24 protein-coding genes and 1 pseudogene are annotated in these 25,055 nt (G+C 57.7%); 18 read left to right on the top strand and 7 right to left on the bottom strand.

The genetic code is table 11. From position 1 onward, the window contains the following. The first annotated feature begins 28 nt into the window (after positions 1-28). Together rnk (GC127_RS02615) and GC127_RS02610 are read left to right on the top strand one after the other, a co-directional pair. Positions 29-460, top strand: a complete 432-nt coding sequence (gene rnk / locus GC127_RS02615; protein WP_151976071.1) for a nucleoside diphosphate kinase regulator — start codon at positions 29-31, stop codon at positions 458-460. Between the two features lie 124 nt (positions 461-584). After that, positions 585-1,844, top strand: coding sequence for a D-amino acid dehydrogenase (locus tag GC127_RS02610; protein WP_151976072.1), 1,260 nt, complete (start codon positions 585-587; stop codon positions 1,842-1,844). A gap of 32 nt (positions 1,845-1,876) precedes the next feature. Here the strand turns inward: GC127_RS02610 and GC127_RS02605 are convergent. After that, positions 1,877-1,969, bottom strand: a pseudogene (locus GC127_RS02605) (FAD-binding protein); the annotation flags it as partial. 736 nt (positions 1,970-2,705) lie between these two features. Beyond that, on the bottom strand, positions 2,706-3,185 hold the full coding sequence (locus GC127_RS02600) for a hypothetical protein (RefSeq protein ID WP_151976073.1): 480 nt from the start codon (positions 3,183-3,185) through the stop codon (positions 2,706-2,708). Between the two features lie 1,502 nt (positions 3,186-4,687). On the opposite strand from GC127_RS02600, the gene GC127_RS02595 reads away from it, so the two are divergent. From GC127_RS02595 to gdhA, 3 genes are all read left to right on the top strand, one after another. Further along, entirely contained in the window at positions 4,688-5,161 is a 474-nt protein-coding gene (locus GC127_RS02595) for a hypothetical protein (RefSeq protein ID WP_151976074.1), read from the top strand. 87 nt (positions 5,162-5,248) lie between these two features. Then, positions 5,249-5,689 carry a nucleoside diphosphate kinase regulator gene (gene rnk / locus GC127_RS02590; protein ID WP_254699958.1) on the top strand — a complete coding sequence of 147 codons (441 nt, stop codon included), beginning with the start codon at positions 5,249-5,251 and terminating at the stop codon, positions 5,687-5,689. Between the two features lie 495 nt (positions 5,690-6,184). Then, complete coding sequence (gene gdhA, locus GC127_RS02585) at positions 6,185-7,537, top strand: NADP-specific glutamate dehydrogenase (RefSeq protein ID WP_151976075.1); 1,353 nt, start codon at positions 6,185-6,187, stop codon at positions 7,535-7,537. Positions 7,538-8,166: 629 nt separating this feature from the next. On the opposite strand, the gene GC127_RS02580 is transcribed toward gdhA, so the two are convergent. After that, positions 8,167-8,739 carry a LuxR C-terminal-related transcriptional regulator gene (locus GC127_RS02580; protein WP_151976076.1) on the bottom strand — a complete coding sequence of 191 codons (573 nt, stop codon included), beginning with the start codon at positions 8,737-8,739 and terminating at the stop codon, positions 8,167-8,169. Positions 8,740-8,851: 112 nt separating this feature from the next. Between GC127_RS02580 and GC127_RS02575 the strand changes: the two genes are divergently transcribed. From GC127_RS02575 to GC127_RS02550, 6 genes are read left to right on the top strand one after another with little or no spacing between them, the layout of a single operon-like run. Beyond that, positions 8,852-10,024 carry an acetyl-CoA acetyltransferase gene (locus tag GC127_RS02575; RefSeq protein ID WP_151976077.1) on the top strand — a complete coding sequence of 391 codons (1,173 nt, stop codon included), beginning with the start codon at positions 8,852-8,854 and terminating at the stop codon, positions 10,022-10,024. Between the two features lie 4 nt (positions 10,025-10,028). Next, entirely contained in the window at positions 10,029-11,573 is a 1,545-nt protein-coding gene (locus GC127_RS02570; protein WP_151976078.1) for a class I adenylate-forming enzyme family protein, read from the top strand. Between the two features lie 41 nt (positions 11,574-11,614). After that, the gene (locus GC127_RS02565; RefSeq protein ID WP_151976079.1) at positions 11,615-12,700 is read left to right on the top strand and encodes a C4-dicarboxylate TRAP transporter substrate-binding protein; all 1,086 of its coding nucleotides are present in this window, start codon (positions 11,615-11,617) and stop codon (positions 12,698-12,700) included. 41 nt (positions 12,701-12,741) lie between these two features. Then, a complete protein-coding gene (locus GC127_RS02560; protein WP_151976080.1) occupies positions 12,742-13,257 on the top strand; it encodes a TRAP transporter small permease in 516 nt (171 codons plus the stop codon). Between the two features lie 45 nt (positions 13,258-13,302). Next, positions 13,303-14,622 carry a TRAP transporter large permease gene (locus GC127_RS02555; protein WP_151976081.1) on the top strand — a complete coding sequence of 440 codons (1,320 nt, stop codon included), beginning with the start codon at positions 13,303-13,305 and terminating at the stop codon, positions 14,620-14,622. A gap of 37 nt (positions 14,623-14,659) precedes the next feature. Then, positions 14,660-15,439: an SDR family NAD(P)-dependent oxidoreductase gene (locus GC127_RS02550; RefSeq protein ID WP_151976082.1), complete on the top strand. Its 780-nt coding sequence runs from the start codon at positions 14,660-14,662 to the stop codon at positions 15,437-15,439. Between the two features lie 108 nt (positions 15,440-15,547). Here GC127_RS02550 and GC127_RS02545 read toward each other — a convergent pair whose 3' ends face one another. From GC127_RS02545 to GC127_RS02535, 3 genes are all read right to left on the bottom strand, one after another. Further along, entirely contained in the window at positions 15,548-16,714 is a 1,167-nt protein-coding gene (locus tag GC127_RS02545) for a helix-turn-helix domain-containing protein (RefSeq protein WP_151976083.1), read from the bottom strand. Positions 16,715-16,938: 224 nt separating this feature from the next. Continuing rightward, positions 16,939-17,598 carry a hypothetical protein gene (locus GC127_RS02540; protein WP_151976084.1) on the bottom strand — a complete coding sequence of 220 codons (660 nt, stop codon included), beginning with the start codon at positions 17,596-17,598 and terminating at the stop codon, positions 16,939-16,941. Positions 17,599-17,780: 182 nt separating this feature from the next. After that, positions 17,781-18,419 carry an autoinducer binding domain-containing protein gene (locus GC127_RS02535; protein ID WP_199861155.1) on the bottom strand — a complete coding sequence of 213 codons (639 nt, stop codon included), beginning with the start codon at positions 18,417-18,419 and terminating at the stop codon, positions 17,781-17,783. A 261-nt stretch (positions 18,420-18,680) separates the two neighbouring features. Between GC127_RS02535 and GC127_RS02530 the strand changes: the two genes are divergently transcribed. Both GC127_RS02530 and GC127_RS02525 read left to right on the top strand, forming a co-directional pair. Then, positions 18,681-19,346 carry an acyl-homoserine-lactone synthase gene (locus GC127_RS02530; RefSeq protein WP_151976086.1) on the top strand — a complete coding sequence of 222 codons (666 nt, stop codon included), beginning with the start codon at positions 18,681-18,683 and terminating at the stop codon, positions 19,344-19,346. Beyond that, the gene (locus GC127_RS02525; protein WP_151976087.1) at positions 19,346-19,873 is read left to right on the top strand and encodes a hypothetical protein; all 528 of its coding nucleotides are present in this window, start codon (positions 19,346-19,348) and stop codon (positions 19,871-19,873) included. The genes GC127_RS02530 and GC127_RS02525 overlap by 1 nt, the downstream gene beginning before the upstream one ends. Positions 19,874-20,286: 413 nt before the next feature. Here the strand turns inward: GC127_RS02525 and GC127_RS02520 are convergent, their stop codons facing one another. Continuing rightward, positions 20,287-20,865 (bottom strand): hypothetical protein, encoded by a 579-nt coding sequence (locus GC127_RS02520; protein ID WP_151976088.1) that lies wholly within the window; start codon positions 20,863-20,865, stop codon positions 20,287-20,289. A 129-nt stretch (positions 20,866-20,994) separates the two neighbouring features. Here GC127_RS02520 and GC127_RS02515 point away from each other — a divergent pair, with 129 nt between their 5' ends. The 5 genes from GC127_RS02515 to GC127_RS02495 are packed head-to-tail and all read left to right on the top strand — an operon-like array spanning position 20,995 to position 24,914. Then, the gene (locus tag GC127_RS02515; protein ID WP_151976089.1) at positions 20,995-21,309 is read left to right on the top strand and encodes a hypothetical protein; all 315 of its coding nucleotides are present in this window, start codon (positions 20,995-20,997) and stop codon (positions 21,307-21,309) included. Between the two features lie 46 nt (positions 21,310-21,355). Continuing rightward, positions 21,356-21,967 (top strand): lytic transglycosylase domain-containing protein, encoded by a 612-nt coding sequence (locus tag GC127_RS23215; protein WP_302848646.1) that lies wholly within the window; start codon positions 21,356-21,358, stop codon positions 21,965-21,967. A 14-nt stretch (positions 21,968-21,981) separates the two neighbouring features. Further along, positions 21,982-22,263, top strand: a complete 282-nt coding sequence (locus GC127_RS02505; RefSeq protein ID WP_151976091.1) for a TrbC/VirB2 family protein — start codon at positions 21,982-21,984, stop codon at positions 22,261-22,263. Further along, a complete protein-coding gene (locus GC127_RS02500) occupies positions 22,250-22,546 on the top strand; it encodes a type IV secretion system protein VirB3 (protein WP_368372777.1) in 297 nt (98 codons plus the stop codon). The genes GC127_RS02505 and GC127_RS02500 overlap by 14 nt, the downstream gene beginning before the upstream one ends. Beyond that, complete coding sequence (locus GC127_RS02495; RefSeq protein ID WP_151976093.1) at positions 22,536-24,914, top strand: type IV secretion system protein B4; 2,379 nt, start codon at positions 22,536-22,538, stop codon at positions 24,912-24,914. Before GC127_RS02500 ends, GC127_RS02495 begins: the two co-directional genes overlap by 11 nt. The last annotated feature ends 141 nt before the right edge of the window (positions 24,915-25,055 follow it).

Genomic DNA, 25,055 nt, shown 5'->3' with positions numbered 1-25,055 from the left:
ACCATCACCAAAATAGGGAGAGTTAAAGATGTCTAGATCTATTCAAACAGCAAAAAGGCCGAGCAGACGGAATCCCAAGATAGTTCTCAATTTAGATGATCTGACGCATCTGGAGAGTTTGGCCGACGGCATGATGAAGCGTCAACCTGCAGTCGCAGACCGCCTATTCGACGAGATCGGGCGTGCGCGTATCGTGCCATCCTCAAAGATGCCCCGAGGCGTCGTCAGCATGGGCAGCGCCGTGACCTACCGTGACGAAACCACGGGGCAGGAAAAATCCGTTACGCTGGTCTATCCCGAAGAGGCAGATATCGCCAAAATGCGCGTATCAGTCATGACACCTATTGGTGTCGCGCTCTTGGGCTTGGCTGAGGGAGCCAGTTTCTATTGGGACACGCGGGCGAACCAGCGGCGCATTTTGACGATCCTAAGCGTTCACCAACCTTCTTCGGACCACTGAAGCTGTACGTCGAACTCGAAAGGCTCGATGGGCACCATCCTCGCAGAATGGTGCTCGTCTGCAATTATGTAATCGCGATGAGGGCATAATTTGCGCCTGAAGCTGCGGACGAAAGGTATTTGCTATGAAAGTTGTTGTCATGGGTGCGGGCGTTATCGGCGTCACCACCGCATACTATTTAGCGAAGCAGGGCGTTGAGGTTGTGGTGATTGATCGCCAATCCGGACCTGGGCTTGAAACCAGCTACGCTAACGCGGGACAGCTGAGCTATGGCATGACCTCTCCGTGGGCGGCCCCCGGAATCCCGATGAAAGCCGTCAAATGGATGTTCATGAAGCGCCGTCCGTTGTTCATCTGGCCGCTGATTAGTCCGACGATGTGGAAGTGGTGCGTGCAGATGGTCCGCAACTGCAACGAGGATGCCTACCGCATCAACAAGGGACGCATGGTACGTGTGTCTAGCTATTCGCGGGATGTTATGCCTGATTTGATCGCCGAAACGGGCATTGAATACGATGGCCGCCAACTAGGCACGTTGCAGTTGTTCCGCACCGCAAAACAGCTCAAGGCATCGAAGGCCGACCAAGACGTTCTGACCGAATACGACAGCCCCTACGAGGTCTTGGACCCCGAGGCTTGCATTGCCGTTGAACCTGCACTGGCGGAAGTCCGTAACAAGTTCGTTGGTGGTCTGCGCTTGACCGCTGACCGCACCGGTGATTGCCGCATGTTCACCATCGCTCTTACTGAGAAGTGTGTCGAGATGGGGGTGGAGTTCCAGTATGGCCAGTCGATTAAATCAATCGCTGTCGTTAGTGGCAGGATTGCGGGCGTCGATACCGAAATCGCGGGCCGGATTACAGGCGACGCCTATGTCTGCGCCATGGGCAGCTACGCTACTGGCGTACTGAATCCGATCGGTATCAAGCTGCCGGTCTATCCCGTGAAAGGCTATTCCGTCACACTGCCGGTGACGGATGATGCCTATGCGCCTCAGTCTACTATCATGGATGAGACTCATAAGGTGGCAATCACCCGTCTGGGCGACCGCATTCGCGTGGCAGGGCAGGCGGAGATTGCGGGTTACTCCAACCGACTTGGCCCACATGCCACGAATACTGTCAAACACGTCATTGGCGATCTGTTCCCCAAGGGAGGTGATATTTCCAAAGCCGAAGGGTGGACAGGTCTTCGCCCGATGACGCCCGATGGCACGCCCGTGCTCGGATCGACGCAATACGACAACCTGTTCCTGAACACCGGCCACGGTACGCTTGGTTGGACCATGGCTTGCGGTTCCGGGCGCGCGGTTGCCGACGTCGTGTTGGGCAAAACGCCAGAGATTTTAATGGATGGGCTGACTGCGGAAAGATATTCCCACTAAACTAGGGGTGTCAGCAAACTGTGTTGGTCGGCTACCTTGCTTTCTTTCCTACCGGCGAGGTGCAGGATTGCGCCCGAAATGCCGACAGCGACATAGAGATCGGGGGCGAGGACCTTGCCGGTCTGTGACGTAGTTGCTTGGTCTCGGGGACCAGCCCGCTTCCATTGATCAATTTGCTTCGCCTTCTCACTTTTTCAAGATTGGAGAGTTATCTTGAAACTGATGCATGTAGACGCCAGCTCTAAGGGAGCACACTCAGTGCGCCCTGTCCAAATACTTTGCCGAGCAGTTGCACGACCGTGTGCCAGACCTTTTGATAGATTATCTCGATCTTGCAATCGAGCCACCGGCTCACCCGACCGTGCAGTTTACGCGCGCGATCTACACCACGCCGAATGATCGGACTCCAGAGATGGTTGCCGAAGTGGCAGCTTCTGATCAGTTATGCCACCGTGTGTTGACCCCGACGCATTCGTGTTCGTCATGCCAGTGCAACCAGCATCAGCGGTGCTAGACGGGACGAAGTAATCAAGGCTGACGACAACGGCGCAGAGCGTTATGCCGACCAGCGCTCCAAGACCGGCGCGTAGCGGTTCGCCCGCGCGAAATTCGGCCATGGCGGGACTTAGATTGAGAAGGATCGACATGTTGTGGCACCTTTGACTTGAAACTGCCCAGACACAAGTATGCTCAACATTTGAGCGAAAAATTTATACCATGCCTATTCAAGAGCGAAAGGAAATCTCTTGATCGTGTGGCTTCCAGAGCGTCTGCTAAAGAGAATTAGGTCCACCTGCGACGGGTAATTCCAGCAAACCTGGGCAAGCGGACCTGAGTGAAATCGCGTAGAATATTCCTAAATCAGGATTGCTCCACTTGGTGAACGACACTGAAGAGATGCACTTGCCGGAACGATCCGTCCGCTTGAAGGAAAGGTGCGGTCTCACCCGTTTCCATCCCGGTCAATGTTGCACCAAGCAAAGACGCCATGTTAATATCGTCTTGTCTCGGGTTGTAGTTTTCACAATATACCAACCGCCCATTTTGCGTTCGGAGCCTGTCGATTGCGAACGTGATCCGAGATCCCCCGATCGCAGTCGAGCGCAAATGAGAGGCTGCAGCTAAGTCCAGCGCATAGTTTAATTTCCTGCGCAGAAGACGCGACAATGCCAAGTAGAAACCCTTATCTACATGGACTGCGTGTTCCAGGTACGCTGTAAGGGCGCGTCTATCGCGCTTTGAAAGCCGGCATTCGCCCGAATGTGATTTCAGAATTTCATACTCGCTTTTTTCGTTGGATTTTGTGTCGAGGACGAGTCCGCTGTAATCGGAATAGGCCATTTCAACCTCCTTGGGCGACAAGAATGTCGCCACGGCATTTGAGTGTTAGTTGGTGTTGGAGGTCCCGGAGCAGCGACACTGAGCGCGTATATGAACCCACTCCGGGCAGCGTGCGCGTTGGGACAATGTTCCAGAACAAGAAGAAAGGCTTAGTCATGGTGCAACACTCCTTCGAGTGGGTTGTTTACCCGTAAACGCTGGGTCGCCAATTCCATCGAATCCGCAGGCGATTTCGTACCGATGCATCGCGATATCTCACAGGGTTGGATCATCCCCGGCGGCGTGAGCCGCAGTCATCGTCCGCCCTTGCCATTTCTTGACTGCTGCCCGCATCCACCGCCTGAACGGAACGGTAACCATTAGCCCAAAGGTACGTCTATTCAGGGATGCGCGTACATCGAGAGGCTCAAATGCAAACATATGGTCGTCCATTCGTAAGAGGCCAAACCTTCGAACATTTTCAACGCGCCAACCAATTGCCGACACGTTCGAGATGACTTGCTTTGAACGGTTTGCGATGGCTGTTCGATCGATTCCCCGAAGCACGGCAATAATACTATTGCCCGCTCGGGGTTACCTGCGGTTTAGCAGATTTCCCGCGTACTGCAGGAACCTCTTATGGATCGTGAACATCACCATGCCATCCATATGGCCGCTTCGTGAAGACAATGCAACATTGGGAGTAAGATTGCAGGCGTCGACACAGAGATCGCCGACCGCATCACGGGTGGCGCCTACATTTGCGCCATGGGTAGCTATGCCTAGGGCGCGCTGAACCTCATTGGGATCAAGCTGCCAGTCTAGCCCCGTGAAGGGATATTCCGTCACCTATCCGGTGACGAATGATGCCTTCGCGCCGAAGTTTACGATCATAGATGAAACCCACAAACGTGCGATAGCCCGTTTGGGTAGCAGCACTCGCATGGCAAGGTGAACGGAGATTGCAGACTATTTTAACCGACACGGCCCACATGCCACGAATACAGTCAAAGACGTCATTGGCGATCAGCTTACCCGGCGCGGAGACACTTCCAAAGCCGAAGGTTGGACCGGTTTTGCGACCGATTACACCTGATGGCACGCCTGTTCTGGGGTCGATGCAATATGACAACCTGTTCATGAATACCGGCAGTCATACGATTGGCGCCAATTCTCGGGTGGTTTGACTCAAACTCCGATCGACCATTCGCTGGGCCACAGCTGGGCGATGTCGCGCAAACAGATTGTCCGGATCCGGGCAAAGTAGTCGGCTCAAAGTCAGAGGTGCCCTATCGGCGTGTGCAATAGGCGGGGTTTTGTCGGTTCAGGAAATAGGTGTTGACAGACAACCGGGTACGTCTACCGTGGGTTACATGGTAGCGAACATGAATCATATCCGGTTTCCTGTTCTGAACCGCCGGGCTCCCCGGGCGGTCGACGCATAGCGTTCTTCCCTACCACCCGGGGCTCTTCAAATCCTTGAAAAGTGTAGGCAATATATTGCCGCTCCCGGGAGTAAGACTATGTCCACAACCAATACCAATACCCATAAACATCACGGCACCGGTGCGCCCTGGCCGAACCGGAAATGCCTCACTAGACGAAGCGCGTTCTCGCTGACCCGCAGTGACCGGACGTCGCTTGAACGGCTACTGCTGGACAGGGCGCTGTTCGAAACACCCTACCCGATCATCCTGACCGGCTTTCTGCGTCACAAGCTACGCACCGCGATACCGGCCCGCGAACCGGCCTCCGAGGATCTGGTCACCGGCGGCTGTCATGTGGTGTACATGATCAGCGGCGGCGGTGTTCAAAGCGGTGTCCTGACATTTGACCTGATGCAGCGCCCCGGTGTCATACGGGTCGCCTCGATGCTGGGCGCGACCATGATTGGAATGCGTCGGCACCAGCGTGCCCCGATGCTGCGTGAGGACGGAACCGTCGACACGCTCGTGATCCTCGAAACCTTACCGCATCAGGATATTGCGGCGGTCTAGGCCGCCCAATTCGCTTCAGGCCAGCGCTATCCAATCCATGAATTTCTTAAACGCGCTTCAGCGCATTGCACGCAAAGGAACAACACCATGCAAAAATCCATGACCCAGTCGAACCTGCTGCGCCGCCGCCCCCGACTCGACCTCTGCCAGGAGGATTTCAACATCCTAGAGTCACTCGCCGAAGGCGGGTTTCGACGCAATCCAGACCTTGCGAATCGCTTGTTCGATGAACTTGATCGCGCGCGTATAGTACCCGCGAAAAAGCTCCCACCCCATGCTGTTTCGCTTGGCCGGACAGTGACCTATCGCGACGAAACTACCGCGCATGAAAGCACTGTCAGGCTGGTCCTGCCAGAAGATGCCGACATCTCACAGCAACGCGTTTCGGTCATGACCCCCATCGGCGTCGCACTCATCGGTCTCTCCGAAGGTGCAGTCTTCCACTGGCAGACACTAGAAGGCGAGCGTCGCGCGCTGACCGTACTCAGGGTCGCTTCGGGCAATCCTGAGGACGAGCTTTCCCTCTAGTGCATGGTTGATGCCGGGCGCGTGACGTGCCCACTTATCTGCTATCTGGCACCGTAACTCCGCCTCCGACCGATCCGGGCTGCATCCTTGGAGGTGCAGCCAGCGCCCCCGGCAATTCAAGAAATTTATGAATCAGCAATCTTGCATAACATATCCGTCCTGCGGGGAAATGGCCTTGACCTGCAGAATCTGCCGCAAGATGGGACTGTTGCATTAATCGATTGCCGCAGCGATCTTCGCGTAATTAGACGATCAGGCATCGGCGCATCACCCGCGCCCAGAAACCTATTGCTATCGGCATCGGTTTGGAGGCCGCACAACTTGAACCATCTAACCGCGACCTCATGACATACCTTTCTCGACCTCATCCTGATTGAGAACGCCTTGCACAGCGGTTGAGGATCAAATAACTGGCTCTATGGTTGGCATAAGACAACTTATCTGCCCGCGCATCCATCACCCGACCAAAATTGTCCGCGAAAAGTGACTAAATCAATGAACAATATCGATGAAAAACTGCACCCAATCTTTGCGGAAGTGATGCGGCGCAATGCCGGTGAGCCTGAATTCCACCAAGCCGTACACGAGGTGATGGAAAGTCTCGGGCGCGTCGTCGCAAAGAAGCCGGACTACCTCGAGCACGCACTCATCGAACGGATCTGCGAACCCGAGCGCCAGATCATCTTTCGCATTCCATGGGTCGACGATCTGGGGAACGTCCAGATCAATCGCGGGTTTCGCGTTCAGTTCAACTCGGCTCTTGGCCCTTACAAGGGTGGAATGCGCTTCCACCCGTCCGTTAATTTGGGCATCATCAAATTTCTCGGTTTTGAGCAGATATTCAAAAACGCGTTGACTGGACTGCCGATCGGTGGTGGCAAAGGCGGTACGGATTTCGACCCCAAGGGCAAATCCGATGGCGAGATCATGCGGTTTTGCCAATCGCTCATGACCGAACTGCACCGCCACATAGGCGAACAGACGGATGTTCCAGCAGGCGACATCGGTGTGGGTGGGCGTGAAATCGGGTACATGTTCGGCCAATACAAACGACTAACAAACCGCTATGAATCCGGTGTATTGACTGGAAAGGCCATTGCCTACGGCGGCTCCCGCGCCCGTACTGAGGCCACCGGTTTTGGCAATGCCTATTTCACTAAGGCTATGCTCGAGACCCGTAACACCGAGTTCGACGGCAAGCGCGTGGTGGTGTCGGGCGCGGGCAACGTTGCCATCCACACCATCGAAAAAGTGCAATCGCTTGGCGGCACGGTCATCGCCTGTTCGGATTCAAGCGGCTATATCATAGACGAGGCGGGGATTGATCTAGAACTTCTCAAGGAAGTCAAGATCGTCCGCCGCAAACGCATCTCGGAGTATGCACGGCTGCGCGGCGACGTGCATTTCTTACCAGTGGGCAAAGGTTCGATCTGGGATATCCCCTGTGAGGTGGCGATGCCTTCGGCCACGCAGAACGAACTGTCAGGCAAGGATGCGAAATCCCTAGTCAGGAACGGCGTGCTTGCTGTAAGCGAAGGTGCCAACATGCCTTGCGCACCTGAGGCGATCCGAATCTTGCGCGAGGCCGGCATCCTGTTCGGGCCGGGCAAGGCGGCGAATGCCGGGGGCGTTACGACCTCGGCATTGGAAATGCAGCAGAACGCCAGCCGCGACCGCTGGAGCTTCGAACAGACCGAACAGCGGTTGGCGCAGATCATGAAGAGTATCCACGACCGATGCGCTGAAACTGCCGATGAATACGGCGCTCCCGGGGATTATGTTCTGGGCGCCAACATCGCAGGTTTCGTCCGAGTTGCCGAAGCGATGCGGCTGCTTGGAGTAATCTGAGTCGGCCCCGCAGGATGGCGAAAGACAAGGGAGATCTCTTATTGGCCCGGCAGCTTCCGCTCACAGGGGAGCAGGTTCTAAGGCAAGCAAAGATCGCCTAGGCTTCCGCGCCGCAAGACCTCGATGAAATTTCCGGTCGCCGCAAACATGCAGCGCACGTGGCGGTATCTGCTTGCGGTCACACAGTGCAGCGCTTCGGTTTCTGAGAGTGTTTGCAATTCGGCAGATGCCAGCGGTTTGTCATCTCCCTTGAATTTTAAGGTGCTCGATGCAAACAGGGCGCTTTCGCTATCGTCGAAATGACCCACCAGCTATCGCGCGATAGGTCTTTCTGACTTTATTTTTCGGGCCGCTGATGTGGTGCAGGCGATCGGCGTCATCGGTCAGCAGCAAAGTCCCGATGCCTGCTTGTCCAAGCGGCCAATGGTTGAGATCGCTGGATTGCGGCGTCTCCGGCGCGCTGGCGGGATATAATGGTCTACTGTGCGCGCATATTTGTGCGAGCACATCACGCCCAGAGGCTTATTCATCAGCACGGTCAATGCCCGCAAGTGGATCGAGTGCTTTAATCCCGATTGTCATGCGGCGCGACAAATCCGCACTATGAATAACCCCTGGCTTGTATGATGTCAGATCGAAACAATGATCTGCGATACGAGCTCGGCGGTGTTGCTGACATCGAACTTCCGCATCAGCTTCGCGCGGTGAGACTCCACCGTGCGGACCGAGATGCCGAGTTGCTCGCCGATTTTCCGAGACGTCATTCCCTGACCAATAAGCGGTGCAATTTCGCGTTCACGACCGGTCAGGTTCACAGACTGGTACTGCCTCTTGTCCTGGATGCGGTCGAAGCTCCAGATCATGAGCTTGAACGGATCCTCGGGCGTGAGCGTGATGCCCCTGGCACGTGCCCAGAAGAGCTCCTTCTTCGCCGTCTGCATGAATCGCTCGTCTTCGTAGAGCGTGGTGGCCCCCTTGCGCAGCGTTTCCTCGCAGTTTTCTCCGATGCGCTTGAAATCGGCGATGGTCGGGTAGAGGAGCTGGACAGACTTGTTGACAAGCTGGACTCGTGCAAAGCCGAACAGCGTCTCTATGGCGCGGTTGATCTCAACGATCCGCCGATATCGCACCATGATCTGAGCAACAGGCGATTCGCGAAAGGCCAGGAGACCGGCCTTCTCGGGTGTCGATGTGTCGATCATGAAGCCTCCCCCCGACCCATCTATCAGTAGAACTACTGAGATATACGCGTAGTTCTACGAATACCACCTAACAGTTGTGCGTGATACCATTTTCTTCGAGGAGGACTTTTTCATGACTAGGCGGATTTCCATCATCGGAAGTGGGCACTCGAAGTTCGGGCGCCTGGACAAGAACCTCGAGACATTAATCGTCGAGGTCACGCGAGAAGCAGTCGAGGAGGCAGGTGTCGATCCCGCCGATATCGACGCGGTGTTCCTGGGTCACTTCAATTCGGGACTGGTGACAGACGGCTTTGCCTCGTCCCTGATCCATCAGGCTTACCCTGAACTGCGCTTCAAGCCTGGCATGAGGGCGGAAAACGCCTGTGCATCCGGCTCTGCGGCGATCCATGCCGGCATGAACTCGATCCTGGCGGGCAAGTCGAAGACCGTGCTCGTGGTGGGTGCAGAGAAGATGACTCACCGCTCGACGCAGGACGTTACCCTCGCCCTCGCAGGTGCAGGTTACCAGAACGACGAAGAAGAAAAGAAGCTCAGTTTTCCCCAGGTTTTCGGTGTTGCCGCGCAGGATTACACCAGCCGGTACGGAAGTCCGCTGGATGCGATGGCGCGGATCTCCGTCAAGAACCATGCCAACGCCATGCGCAATCCACTGGCGCACATGCAGAAGGAATTCACCTTCGAGGAGACATCTCAGGTCACCAACAAGAACCCCGAGATCGCGCCACCACTTCGCTTGACGGACTGCTCCTTGGTCACCGACGGAGCTGCGGCGGTGATCCTTACGACCGAAGAGAATGCAGCCTGTTTCGACAAGGCCGTCCGCTTCCGCTCCGCCGTGCATGTGAGCGATTTGATCCCGATGTCGAGCCGCGACTTTCTTGCCTTTGAAGGGCCCGAGCGCGCGTTTGCCAAGGCATTCGAGGAGGCCGGTCTGTCACTCGGTGATGTTGATTTCGCAGAAGTCCACGACTGCTTCACCATCGCGGAACTACTGACCTACGAAGCGATGGGGCTCATGCCCAAAGGGCAGGGCGGCAAGGCACTTGAGGAAGGTATCGTATACCGGGACGGGAAGCTTCCTGTGAACCTCTCGGGCGGCCTGAAGGCAAAAGGCCACCCGGTCGGTGCGACGGGTGTGTCGATGCATGCCATCTCCTACCGTCAGCTGACGGGACAGGCGGGCGACATGCAGCTCCCCGATGCAGGCGTCGGACTTGTCTTCAACATGGGTGGGTCAGCGGTGGCCAACTACGTCTCGGTCCTGGAAGCGCAGAAATCCTGAAAACATGAACATCGCAAAATGGCTTCACCAGACGGCTCTCGTGCGTCCCGATGCTCCGGCCATCCGGCTCGGGAAGCGCCTGCACGCGAACTATGCCGAGTTCGCCTTCCACAGCTGGGCTATCGGAAGCCACCTGCAGTCCCAGTATGGCATCCGACCGGGTGATCGCGTGGCGCTCTTCGCCAAGAATTGCGCCGAATACCTCGAGATGCTCTATGGCGTGATCTGGATCGGTGCGATCGTGGTTCCGATCAACAACAAGCTGCACCCGCGGGAAGCTGCCTGGATCATCGGGAATTCGGAAGCCAAGCTGGTCATAACCGAGACAGGTGATCTGTACTCCCGTCCTGGTGATCTGGATGTCGCATGCCGTGAAGTCGGGATCCGTGCACCGGAGTTCGCGGGCACTATCGGCCGGTCGCATGCCGACCAGTATCGCCCTCCGGTCGATGCCGAAGAGGATGACATCGCGTGGCTGTTCTATACGTCGGGCACAACCGGCCGTCCCAAGGGCGTGATGACAACGCACCGGAACCTGCGCATGATGGCGACGAGCTACGCGCTGGATGCCGACCTCGTATCCTGCCGCGACCATTCCCTCTACGCGGCTCCCATGTCGCACGGGGCAGGGCTATACAACTTCCAGTTCGTGCGCGCCGGTGCCTGTCATGTCATCCCAGAATCGCAGGGTTTCGATCCTGCTGAAATCCAGGCCCTCGCCCAGTCGCTGGGCAACCTTGTCTTCTTTGCGGCGCCGACAATGGTGATGCGACTGGTCAGGCATGCAGAGCAGACCGGTTATCGCGGGGAGGGCATCCGGACCATGATCTACGGCGGCGGACCGATGTACCTGGCGGACATCACAAAAGCGCTGGAGACTTTCGGGCCGCTTTTTGTCCACATCTACGGGCAGGGCGAGTCCCCGATGACCATCACTGCAATGCCGCGGGATGTGGTTTCCGACAGGATTCATCCTCGCGCCGATGCTCGCAGGGCGTCTGTCGGTATTGCCCAGTCATGTGTCGAAGTCCGTGTCGTCGACGATAACATGAAGAACAAGCCGACGGGAGAAGTTGGCGAAATCATCGTGCGCGGCGATACGATCATGAAGGGTTACTGGAAAAACCAGAAAGCAACCGACGAAACCATCGTCGACGGATGGCTCAAGACCGGCGACCTCGGAGCGATGGACAGCGAAGGGTTTCTGACCCTGACGGACCGGTCAAAGGATGTCATCATCTCGGGCGGCACCAACATCTATCCCCGGGAAGTGGAGGAGGCTATCCTTGAACATGACGGTGTTTACGAGGTGTCGGTGATCGGCAGCCCCAACACGGAGTGGGGAGAAGAGGTCGTGGCCTTCGTGGTGATGAACGACTGGGCCACTTGCGACAGGGATGCGCTGGACACCTGGTGTCGAAGCCGTATCGCCTCGTTCAAGAAGCCCAAAAAATACGTGTTCGTTCACGAGTTGCCGAAGAACAGCTACGGCAAGGTTCTGAAGACCAGTCTACGAGAACGTCTCGCGGTTGCAGAAGAGGATCTGTGACGAGACAACCGGAAAAATCCAAGAAGTAAGGGAGGAACCAAATGAAGCGCAGACATTTCCTGGCAACGAGCGCGGCCGCCGCTGGCGGTGCGTTCGTGATGGGTACACCGTCGATCCTGCGGGCGGCGACGTCACTCAAGTTCGACAGCTACGTGTCCGATACCGCCGGACCGTCCTGGATCGACAGCTGGTATCTCGACGAGCTCGAGAAACGGACCAACGGCGAGGTGGAAATCCGCCGCTACTGGTCGGGATCGCTGAACAAGGTCGGCGAGCATCTCGGGGCGGCCCGTGATGGCACGTCCGAAATCACGCTGATTTCGCCCGGCTACTACCAGGCGGAGCTGCCGGTGACGCGCGGCCTCGAGTGGTACTACCGCATGAACTACGCCGACGCACTCCAGCGGGTATGCCGCGAGGTATACGAGAACTACGAACCGCTGCGCGCTGAATGGGAGCAGCGGCATCGCTCGAAGGTTCTCTACTGGACTAACTGGAACTATGCGCCGCTGGTCATGCGCGAACCCATCGAATCCCTCGAGGACCTCAAGGGCAAGCGTATCCGCGGATACGGTGTTGCGACTGACGTCATCGAGGCGCTTGGCGGAACCGCCATCCCGATGGCGGCGGGCGAGGTCTACCAGGCACTTGAACGGGGCATCCTTGACGGGGTGTATGGCTTCGACTTCGTCACCGCTGTGGCCTACAAACTTCATGAAATTGCGCCGAACTTCTACGATATCGGCGATGGCCCCCACGCGCCCGCGGCAACGATCATGAACAAGCAGGTCTACGATGGACTACCCGATGACGTGCGGACCGTTTCGGACGAGATTGTCGGCGAGATCTACGGCGGCAAGTTCACCGAGATATACGAGGATGTGCTGGCCAGCTACGTGGAGACGGCGACCTCGGAAGGCGTGACGCTGAACAAGGTATCTGACACCGAGAAGCAGCGCGCTCGCGATCTCGTGCAACCGGCCCAAGTCAACAAATGGGTCGAGGAGACCGCGCCCCAGGCAGGCATCGACGGTGAAGAGATGCAGTCGATGATTTCGGATGCGATCTCGAAATATGATCCTGAAGGCACGCTCAGGCGCCCGTATGAGATCAGCCAAGAATCGTAAACACGTCGAACGATAACGCGCGACCGCTCACGAGGTAAATCATGAACCTAATCAGGAAAATCCTGAAATTGATCTCCGATGCCTTCGGAGCGGTCGCGATGCTCTTCCTTGCTTTCCTGATGTTCGGCATCACGGCAGATGTCATCACACGGGCAATCACCGGCAATCCGATCTCCGGCGTCTTCGAGATGTCCGAGCTCAGCCTGGTGATGATCGTCTTTCTCGGCGCAATGTGGGCTCAGAACGATCATGCGCATATCCGGGTCAACATCCTGACCAGGAAGCTGTCCGGGCTTCCGCACCGGATCGCGATGGCGTTTTCCTGGGGATGCGGAGCACTCGCACTCTTCATGTTCGCATGGTCCTCCACCCAGGAGGCAATCTATTCCGTCTCGATCTGGGAATTCCGCTGGGGCTACATCCAGTTTCCGATCTGGTGGACCAAGGTTGGCGTTGCTGTCGGGCTCTGGCTTGCCGCGATCCAGATGACTTTCCATGCGGTTACCGCCCTCATTCACGATGAGGCGGAAGAGACGTCGAGCGTAGCAGAAGCATGATCCGCCACTGCCCGCGCTGCCCGCGCTGCAACTGAGAGGTACCCCATGGATCCGTCACTGGCGCCGTATATCGCGGTCGCGCTCATCTTCTTCTTCATGGCCTTCGGCGTCCCTGTCTTCGCGGCTCTCGCATTGTCCGGGGCGGCGGGGATCATCATGGTCGAAGACTTCGCGGTCATCATGACACGTCTGAAGTCCCTGCCGTACTCGACCACGGCCGTCTACACCCTGGTGATCATTCCCCTGTTCATCCTGATGGGGTCATTTGCCCATCATGCCGAGGTCGGCAAGAAACTCTTTCAGGTCTCGAGCAAATGGGTCGGACATCTTCCCGGCGGTCTTGCGATGGCGTCGATCCTTACGAGCGCGGGATTTGCTGCCACATCGGGTTCATCGGTTGCTACCGCGGCGACGGTTGGCAGCGTTGCCCTTCCCGAGATGAAGAAAGCCGGGTACGAGCCGTCTCTTGCTGCGGGCGCGGTGGCTGCGGGTGGCGTTCTCGGCGTTCTGATCCCGCCGAGCGTCCTGCTGATCTTCTACGCGGCGCTGACGGAGACCTCAGCGGGAAAGATGCTGATTGCCGGATTTGTACCGGGACTGCTGACCACCGTCGTTTTCATGATCGGCATCTACTTCATCGCAAAGAACGGCGCCTCGCGGAACGCCGTGACCCCACGCGCCGGTTGGGGAGAGGCTGTCGTCGGAACCGGCAAGGCCTGGCAGGTACTCATTCTCTTCATGGTAGTGATGGGTGGCATATACCTTGGCCTCATGACGCCGACCGAAGCCGGTGCTCTGGGCGCGTTCGCCGCCTTTCTCATGCTTCTGTCACACCGCGGAGCGTGGAAGGAAGGCATACTCGGGAAGATAACCGAGAGCTTCCGCTCGACAATCGACACCACGGTAATGATCCTTTTCACGATCATCGGGGCGGGAGTATTCTCATACTTCCTGACGCTCGTGCAAGTGCCCAACCAGCTCGCCCAAGCAGTCGTCGATTCAGGCCTTCCGCCATATCTCGTTATCGCCTGCCTCCTGCTGGTCTTCGTTCCTCTGGGCATGTTCCTGGATGCGTTCTCGATGATGGTGATCGCGATCCCCATCATGTTTCCGACCGTGCGCTCACTTGGTTTCGATCCCATCTGGTTCGGTATCCTCACGGTGAAGATGTGCGAAATCGGTCTGATCACGCCACCGGTGGGGCTGAACTGCTTTGTCATAGCAGGGATCGACAGAGAGACACCCTTGCCGACGATTTTCCGAGGAGCCCTGTGGTTCGTCGCCATGGAATTCGTCACGATAATCATCCTGTTCGCATTCCCGGGTATCATCACCTGGCTGCCGAACATGATGGTCATGAACTGACTTTGCCCGGGCATAGCCCGGCACCTGGGAGGAAATTATGCTGACATTCGCAACGGGACCCGCTCTGATCACCGGTGGAGGCTCCGGCATTGGCCGGGCGACGGCGGTCATGCTGGGAAAGGCGGGCGTTGCAGTCGTCGTGGCCGATATCGATCTGGCATCGGCCGAAGAGACTGCCGCCATCATTACGGGAGAAGGCGGCAACGCGATCTCCGTCGGTCTGGACGTCACGGATGTCGATGCCATCGACGGTGCCTTCGAGACGGCTGAGAATTGGAAGGGGACGGTCTCGATCCTCGTCAACAGTGCGGGCATCCTTCGTGTCCAGCCGTTCGATACCTTCTCCCCGCGGGATTTCAACGACGTCATGAACGTGAACGTCACGGGCAGCTTCCAGTGCGCTCAGCGTGCATCCTATGGCATGATGGAAGCTCGGTATGGCCGGATCATCAATCTGTCGTCGGTTTCAGGTTTTCGCGCCGGTGTGGGTCGTACGGCCTACGGGACATCGAAGGCCGCGGTCGCCCAACTCACCCGGCAGATGGCCCTCGAACTCGGCCGCTATGGTGTAACCGCAAACGCGGTTGCGCCGGGCGCCACGATGACCAACATGACCGCTGCCGCCTACACAGACGAGAACAAGGCAGAATTCCTCAAAATGATCCCGTCGGGCTTCATCGCAGTGCCTGAAGATATCGCGCCGTCCATCGTTTTCCTGGCGTCAGAGCAGGCGCGCTACGTTAACGGGCATACGATGCCGGTAGATGGTGGATACCTCGCCTCCGGGATGACTCAGACGGCCGGTCTCGAGGTCTGAACCGCAACCACTTATATGCAATTAGTTTCAAATCGCAACTCTCACGCGTTGGTTCCTTCCGAACAGTTGTAACAGACCGATGTCGTCGAGGACATAGAGCCCATCAGTTTACTTTGCCAAGGACACGTCGGTACGGCGCCGCTTCAGAGCTGCAAGGCCTGCATTTATGTCAAGCCTTTGTGCATTGGCTCGACGTACCATCTCGCGCATGAAGCCACCCGAGTTGCGGACAGGATATTTGGGATGATCTCGTCCCGCATCAACCAGAAGAAGGCAGAGCGCCAATCCGTGATCGTCCAAGGTGCTCTGACCCTCAAACCAGACTGACGGATGGATATCGAGCATCGGCAATAATTGCCAGGCCGCCTCGATGATGTCGTGGTCTCTGAGTGGTCGGCTTTGTTCCCGGCGGGCATCAAGCATCATGCGTAGGCCGTCGCCAGCAATGTCGTACAGTGTCTCAGGCGTCAAAGTGGGTGACACGGGGCAGGGCAGTGATGGCGGCGCCTCACTGTCTGCAAATTCCTCGCGTTTTGTAGAGTTATCCACAGCACTAGGCTGCTCTACATTTTGAGAGTCTTCCTTGGTGTTCTGTATAAAGGGCCGGAAGTTTTCCGCTGGTTCGCCGGAAGAAAGCCCGTGTTTTTCAAGCCAGTCGTCGATGCGGTCGCACAACTCGGAACTTGCCTTCAGGTGGGCGGTAAGCCGGTCCATACCTAGGCGGCTCAACGCATCGCTGCGTGGCCAGCTTGCGAAACTGGCAAGAATATCTGCGACCTGCGGATCCTCAGTGGCCCGGGAGGGCAGGGCGGAGATGGCACGCTTCATGTGCCGCAAGTGCAGGGACCGAAGATCTTTCAAGGTGCGCAAATGCTTCCGTTCCGCGCGGAGCCGGTCGCGAAGGGCAATGAACTCCTCCAAGCGCGCGATCAGCGGCGTGAGGATCAAGCCGAGACCGGCGCGGCCATAGCGAGCCCCGTTCGCCGCGACGCGTTTGACGATCAGGCCGAGCCTTGCCAGCGCGGCCTCATCCGAGCGCAACTGGCGCGGCGTCTTGCCAAGTTCGACCGCTGCGAGGTCTTGCGTCCCAAAGAACACCGGTTCGCGGTGCGGGGAGATCCAGTCGGAGGCGCGGGTGCGCCCGATGATGTAGTTCAGCACCGCGAGGCGCGCCGGGCGCAGACCGATATGCGGGGCTATCTCCGAGAGAAGCGCCATTAAAGCGCCTTTGGTCCAGACGTCCGGCAAGGCCGGGTGGTTTCGAGTGGAGTTCATATCTTGTCCTTGTCAGTATGGGACAAGGCCGCAACAGGGCATTCGCATCCCGGCAAGAGATACGTTTTTTCTTTGCCTTGACCGTCGGGGCTGCTAGAACAGGGTCACAGTTTGAGTTGACCTATCGGAACGCCAATTCCGTTGCTCTTTGAGCCCCTCGCATGGTTGCCGCCTTGCGGGGGTTCTCTTTTCTGGGGTGTCGAGTCCTTCTATGGGGTTTGGGATCAGTAATTGACCTGCTCAGAGCCGTAAGTGCCCTCGTGATCTTCCCAGTCGACAAAGACGGCACGGACCCGGATGCTCGGGCAGGTGGCCCCGAAACCTTCGTCGCCCTGGAAGGCTGGCGGTAGGTCGCCCGGGGAGGCGATACGCCATCGAAACTGTCCGGTGCTGTCGTAAGAACCATGCCGGATCAGGTCCGTGCGTCGACAATGCTCGCCTTCGCCAACCACCCATTGGGACAAAGAAGCGTCAAACACATCAATGGAGCGGATGAAGGCGAAGGCGGACCCGCTGACATCGATATCAGCACCATGTCCGACAGCCTGCGCGAGATGGAGCCCTTCCATCTGGGGGGCCGGGGAAACTGCTGGCCCGGGATTGACCCCCGCCAGCCTGTAAAGGCGCGCGACCGGATCCGGCGTTTCAAGCGCCGCGCGCATCGGGCAGCGCCAGATCTGCAGTGGTGGCTCGACCGGCCAGGGAGTGATGCGGCGGATGAACTCCGCACGCGCCCGCGCACAGGGAACCGACGCAGGCCAACCGCCTGCGAGGCATAGGAGGATCGCACAATCGATCTGGTAGCCTTGTGCGGCGGCAGGTTTGGCAGCAAGCGGTGTAAGCCCGATCGCGATGATCGCGGCAGTTGACAGAAGCCGCCTCATAACAGAGCGCCGCCGCTAAACTGTTGTCGTATAATAAGACTTATGTTAACTAGGTCATGAATGCTGACGTATGTGTTTTAAGTTCGAGTAGAACTAACCCGGGAGCCACTCGTTATTATGCAACAACGCTCTGGAAACAGAAGTACGCACCTGCCGAACCGCGTTGTATTGTATTTTCTCGACTAATCTATGAGCTTCGCTCGCAGTGCAGCGGCGACGGCCCAACTGTTTGTCTTTCGGCCGCTCCGATCCCGTGCAGCTTTCAATCGAACCTTTGCTGCTGAACTGGAAATCCCGATCTCCTCTGCCGCCTGGTCAATCGTCATATCATTGGCCAGACATTGCAGAACTTCCAGTTCCTTCGGAGAAAACATCTGCTTGGCATTGCAGGCGTCGATGAACTGGTCAAACCAGATGGCCAGACGCACCAGCTCGTCATCAGTCAGTTCGCGATCGTCTCTGGCCACACTCAGGACTGATTTTCTGGTAGGATATCCGCGGCTGAACATCGCCCCGTAGATCAAACCATGGCGCCGTGCCTTTCTGAACACGCCGGCAACATCCGGGAGGCGCACTTCAGACCACCGCTTGTTCCCGTTCTTCGCGAGGCCCCAAAGGAAAGCAGGATCCTTCAGGTGGTAAGAATTACTGTCGTATTCCTCCCTCCAAGCCTCCGGATAGGTACTTTCAATAAACTCCGGGCCCTTCCTGGTATGATTAACCATAATGAAAAACCCTTCGGTCCCGATGGAGAGGACCGGTTCTGCGTTCTCCTTGAACAGCTGATCTGCTGCGAGAACAGGCAAAAGCTCATCTGACATCATTGTTTACCGGCACAATTTTAGCGTGTCTGGAGGAACAATATATTGGCCAGCAATGTCAATGTCCTCGTTCAGGCACCTGACCTGTGGTCAGGTACGTGGGTATCAGAGGGAAGAACCTGACCTGAGGTCAATTTTTGGGTCGTTGAATTGCCAAACCTGACCCCAGGTTTGATCTTTCAACGTTCCCGCTCAAACCCTTGGACGACCCGCTCGGTCTTGTGCAGTTAAAGGACAATCGCGATCAGGAAGCAGGTTCTAATGTTCACAGATCAAACACCCGCCAGACCCAAACTCAGGGTGAATACCATCATGCAAGCCGTGCGCGCACGGGTGAACAATTGCCAGATCTCCGTGCTAAGCGCCGCTGAGGATCGAACAGGATTGATACCTGCCTTTCTCAAACTGCGTAAACAGATCTTTGTCGATCACCTCGGCTGGAACATTCCCCATAGCGCCGTCTTTGAGGCCGAACAGTATGACCGCCCGGACAGTGTCTATGTCGTTGTCCATGACGGCTCAAGCGTCCTCGCAGGGGCACGACTACTTAACACCACCAGCACTGATCCAGATGGCAGGTTCTCATATATGATACGGGACGCCTACCTTCACCAGCTTTCCGGACTACCCTCCGCGATCTGCGACGCGGCCCCAACTGTCGACCCAAAGGTCTGGGAACTGACCCGGCTTGTCACCTACCCCGGCATCCAACTCAGCGAACGCATCCTGCAGGCGACCGATCAGTTTCTGGCAAGTGTCGGCGCCGAGCAATGTCTCTTTCTGGGCTCCCCTGCGTTCATGCGCATGGCCAGTCGCATGGGTTATGCGACGCGCAAACTTGGTGCCGTTCAGCACAATCAGGACGGCAGCTTTCTTGCATTCTCAACGAATGTTCTGACCCCTCACTCACGAACAGGAACACAGTGATGTATATATCCAATGCTTACCCGACGGCGTCTCAATCCATCACCGCGTCTGAGGCGCTGCTGGCAACAATCGGTCTGGACCCTTGCGATCTGCTGAGGTTTGCATCGGGCAATGATGTCTCTGGTCCCGGGGATGTTGGATTTGGAACCGAGCTCTCGTTGGAGGTCGAGCACAAGATCATCATGTCCGTTAAGCTCTGGTCGAAATTTTGTGCCAACATGGCGGAGCGATACGTGAAAGAATTTGTGGACATGCCGATTATCTTGATCAGCAATCCGTCCCCCGAAATGTGCCGGAGATACAGCATCCCTGACAGTCGCGATTTCCTGTCCAGAACGCTTGGCCGGATCATCGAGAATATTGGGCCTGACTATGTGGTGGATGTCGTGGATTGTCACCATGATCCGCTGACAGACCCGCTTCTGGCGGCACAGGCCGGACATTGGGTTGAGTCCTTCTCCAAACTGTCCCAAGAGGTCGCCGTTCACTGTGGCCACCAGATCGCCGGGCCGCCTCCGAAGAACTGATGGGACGCAAGGCGGTCAGACATCGGTTGCGGCTCCCACATGACCCAGCACATGAGCGCGTGGATGGGCTTTGAACCTTCGTCCAACGCCAGAACAGAGGTCTTGCCGCTCATCAGTGCCGTCCCGGCACCTGTACGCCCGGATCCCTTGCGCCCAAGTGTGCGCGCGGCGGCCCGCAACACACCGTAACGACCAGTGTCTCGCAGGATCCTCGATATGTGCATGAAACTACTATTCGCAGAGCCCGTCCGGGAGGGACTCATTGAGATTTCCGGCGACACACATGTTGTTTGGCGCGATTACCGGTGGAACACGGGTCAGGTTGTCAGGTGGTGGTTCATGGAAGCCGAAGAGGTCCTCGCCTCCGATATCCTGATCCGACCAATCAGAATGAAATCCAAAGGCAGTCAGGATCAGTAAGAGATCCATTCCGAATGCTCGATGTCACCCTCGTAGTTTCCAAATTCGATCATGACCACGCGATGAGCAAAGTTTCCCGGTTTATGGGGGTCCGGATAGAGCACGAGCTGATCATTGTCCGAGACAAACGCATTCGGCCAAGGTGTCGCTGACCGGTTTTCGAAGATGATGTTTCGGCAGCCACTGTTCACATTATCACAGGAGCGAAATGACCAACTCCAGCGTCGGTCTCCATTGCGATCCTCGAAAGCGCGACCCTCAAACCAATGAATCTGTATCCGGTGGAGCCAGGCATACTCAGGCAGGGAAATATCCAGCTCCGTTTCCTGTCCCGGCGTGCCAGGACTCGTCGAGGCCGCAGCGAAAGTACACACCCCGAACGGTGGCAAGACAGGAATCGGCGTAATGCGCTGGATCATCGTCTGATAGGCATGGGTACAGACAGGACCTGGCGGAAATCCCCCAGCCATACACAGAATGATCGCGCAGTCGATGTCATAAGCCAATGCCTGTCCTGTGGATCCAAATACCGCAACAGATCCGATCGCCACCGTCATCATGAGTTTTTTCACAGCACGCTCCTTGTCCGTTTCGGCAATTATTCATCAATATGATATTTTCTGCAATATGTTGTATTGACTCATTGTGTCTTTATGCCATTAATGACTCGCACTAGAAGGGCTTTCACTGGGAGAGTCCAAATGCCGATAGCGCGCAATCAGATCCTGATCACCATCGATGGTGTCAAAGACCTTCAGGAGAGGGGCATTGCATTCCGCTGCCGGTATGAGCTCGTGGGGTTCACGGACGATGGCAAGCCGCGCTATCAATGCATCTATCTGCGTGCGGGCGAGCCAGAGGCCATCCTTGTGTCCACCCGCATCACACCGCTTGGACCTGAGCCGCGGTATTTCAACATCTGGCCGGGTCTGTTCAAACATCATCTCGAATTTGGCGACGGGCGCGATCTGCGCTTTGACCCTGATTACCGCATCGCCTTCGAGGGCGACGGCTGACGTCATTGTCTTTGGCGCGGACGGCTCGGCGCGCATATCCGGCTGGGTGTTCCACGGTGAACGCCCAACCTGGGCCAGCTTCGATCACTCGGCTGGGACAGCACACGCTCCCCGCCCACCTAAGAAGACACCGCGACCGGAAGAGGCCACAACGGCTCCTTCGCGCGTGGGAATTCTGAAGCTCATTCGCGCAACCTCCACGCGCCACCAGAGTCACCACGCACTGACCCGATCTGGTCTGAGGGCCAGAAGTTGGCACATCCTCTTTCAAGCCATGATCGAGGCCGAAAGCAGCTACAAACCGACTGCTGTGAGCCCGAAGGGGGCCTATGGTCTCGGCCAACTCATGCCGCAAACCGCACGCTCCCTTGGCGTTGACCCGCGCGATGTCGCACAAAACCTTGATGGCGCGGCACGCTACCTGCTCGCGCAGCTGTCGGCCTTCCAGGACATTGACCTCGCACTTGCAGCCTATAATGCCGGACCTCACCGAGTGGTCGAATATTCCGGTGTCCCGCCGTTTGCTGAAACCCGCGCCTATATCGCGCGCATTCACCGCATTCGCAATCGACTGACGGGCCAGCCTGTTTCGCAGCCCCCCGTCCATCTCGCAAACCGGAAACCCGAGCGCCCTCCGGTCCACATCGACCTCAACTGATCAAGAGAGACCCTATGCCGAGATCTCGACTACGTCGTCTTTTGCCCATTGTTGCAGTTCTTGCTGCCGTGGCAACACCCGCGGTCGCGCAAGACCTGTCTCCTATACAGACCATGTTGGAAACCGTCGAGGCGGCGCTGACCGGGCCGATCGGCATCGCCGTGTCCACCCTCGCCGTTATCGGCACCGGCTTCATGTGCATGATGGGACGGCTCAACTGGGGTTGGTTCGCCTCTGTGATTATCGGGATTGTGTTAATCTTCTCCGCTGGTACCATTGTCGATGGGTTCACCTGAGCCCATGGCAGAGCAATCCTCCCTCTTCCAGGGTCTAGCAAGGCCGCCAAAGTACCTAGGCCTCCCCGTCGGATACCTGGTGGCTCTTGCGACGGGGGTTGTTCTGCCATTCATCTGGACAGGATCCCTGATCTTTTTGCCTCTGGGGATCATCGCCTATCCGATCCTCTGGTTTGTCGCCGACAAGGAGCCGCATTTCTTCGAAGTGCTGCGCGTGTCTTACGGCATGGTACGCCCGACGAAGAACCGCCGTCTACACGGAGGTGACAGCTTTGGCGTTTGATGCAGGTCTCCTCTCCAACCCCGGCAACGCTCTTTTGGGCGCTGGCGGCCGTGATTTCACGCGCGAGAGCTATCTCGCCGAGCATCTGCCCTACTTTGCACTGGCAAGCGACGATGTGATGGTGCTGCGCGAGGGCGACCTGATGGCCACCCTGCGTCTCGACGGGCTCAACCCGATGACGACAGAGGACGCGCACCTCGATGCGCTCAAACGAGCGGTGGCCGCCATTGTCGCCCAGACCGGCAATGCCTTCGGCTTCTACATCCACCGCTTCTCCGTGCCGCAGGACCTCGTAATGCGGACCATTGAGGGAGGCGGCTTCGCCGCCGCGATCGACGCCCACTGGCAGGCTCATATCAAAGACCTCCGGCCGGCCAAGCGCCAGCTTTATCTCAGTGTCCTCCGGCGACCCGACATCTCGGCACGCATTCCGCTTTTCCGCAATCTCGCCCGCAAGGCCTGGATCAAGGACCGCGCGACGCGCATGCAAGAACTGAACGAGGTCATGAGCTTCTTCGAAGTGGCGCTCGCCTCGGCCAACCCTGTCCGACTGACCCGCACGGGCGGCGAGTGGCTGGGGTTTCTCAATACGCTGAATGCAGGCAGCTTCTCGCCCGTAGCCGTCTGCCAGAGCGCCCTGCCCCTGTCGCATACCCTGAGCACTTGCCGGGCCACGTTTGGCGGCAACGTGGTCACCCTGACCGATGTCGTTACGGGCGCGGTCAAATACGGCGCTCTCTTCTCATTAAAGAGCTATCCGGCCCTCACGGACGTCACGCTCCTCGACGCGCTCGACCTGCCCCTCGACATCGTTCTCACCAACTCCTTCAACCCGATCCCGAACAACATCATGGCCGAGCGCATTCAGCGGATCATCCGGCAGATGCAGGCCTCCGAGGATGCCGCCGTGTCCTTGCGCGATCAACTGGGCCAGGCGGCCGATGACCAGGAGGCAGGACGCATCGCCTTTGGTGATCATCACCTCTCGATCGCGGTCTATGCGTCGGACCGCGACACGGTTGAGCGCGCCGCGGCGCAAATCAAGCGCGTCGGCCAGGAGATTATGGCAGTGATCGTGCGCGAGAGTATGGCGCTGAAGGCGACGTATTTCGCGCAAAGCCCCGGCAATTTCGGCTACCGGGCCCGCAAGACCCCAATCTCCTCCATCAACTTCGCAGATTTCGCCGCGCTTCACGGCAGCGTCGAGGGACGAGGGCCAGGCCAGTCGCCCTGGGGCCAGACCATTTCAGTCCTGCCGTCGGTCGGTACCTCAGGTTATCGCTTCAATTTCCACGAGGCAGGAAGTCCGGGCAAAGAACCCACTGTCGGCCATACGCTCGTGCTAGGGCGCACTGGCAGCGGCAAAACGCTGACGGCGGCCTTTCTTGCGGCCCAATCCCAACGGGTCGGCGCGCGCCTCTTTTTCTTCGACAAGGATCGTGGCCACGAGATGGCAGTCCGCGCCCTCGGGGGGCGCTACAACGAAATCCGCGCGGGCGTGGCGACGGGTCTCAACCCGCTGATGACCGAGATCGACGAGCGGGGCCGCGCCTGGCTCTCGGACTGGCTCGCGACACTTCTCACACGCAATGGCGCGCTCACCGGCGAGCAGTCGCGCCATATCCAAAGCGCCGTCGGCCAGAACGCCGAGGCGGGCGCCGCCCTGCAGCGCTTTGCCAGTTTCGAGACTCTGTTCCAGTCGCTCGATGACGAGGGCGAGTTGCAATCCCGCGTTGCCGAATGGGCTCCTGGCGGGCGCTACGGCTGGGTCTTCGACGAGCCTGTGCACGGGCGCGGCCTCAAGATGTCGGGCGACATCATCGGGTTCGACATGACCGAGATTCTGGACATGACCATCGAGCGCATGGCGGTCCTCTCCTACATCTTCCGCCAGATCGAGCGACTGGTGGAAGACCGCCGCCCCACCATCATCGTTTTAGACGAGGCCTGGAAATTACTCGACGATCCGTATTTCGGGGCGCGGCTGGAGAACTGGCTGGTGACCCTGCGCAAGATGAACTGCGTCGTGATCATGATGACACAATATCCAAGCCAGTTGCAGGGCAGCCGCGCAGGCAAGACCATCGTCGAAACGGTGCCAACCCAGATCCTCTTCCCCAACGATCGGGCCACCATCTCGGATTACGACTTTCTACGGGTGAACGCCAAGGAGGCCGCCCTGCTCGTCCAGCCCACCTTAGGCCAACGCATCGCGCTTGTGCGCTCGGCAGGCGACAGCGTCTTCGTTGATGCCGATCTCTCCGCACTTGGCGACCTCCTTCCCATCCTTTGTGGCGGCGCCACGGGCGAGGCGCGCGTTCCAGCCGATTGGCGCACCAACCCCGATTTCTGGAGACATGTGATATGAGCTTGAAACCCCTCCTCGTACTTTGCGCCACTGCAGGCTTTCTTACCGCCTGCGAGACATATACCGAAAAAACCTCACCATGCCTCATGCGGAGCGGCGACACACAGGTCAGCCGCACGGCTCTCTCGTTCTCAACCAAGG

The sequence above is a fragment of the Roseovarius sp. EC-HK134 genome, from assembly GCF_902498815.1.
Lineage (GTDB): Bacteria > Pseudomonadota > Alphaproteobacteria > Rhodobacterales > Rhodobacteraceae > Roseovarius > Roseovarius mucosus_A.
The sequence above is the reverse complement of the archived record's forward strand: the minus strand, read 5'-3'. Positions and strand labels throughout refer to the sequence as shown.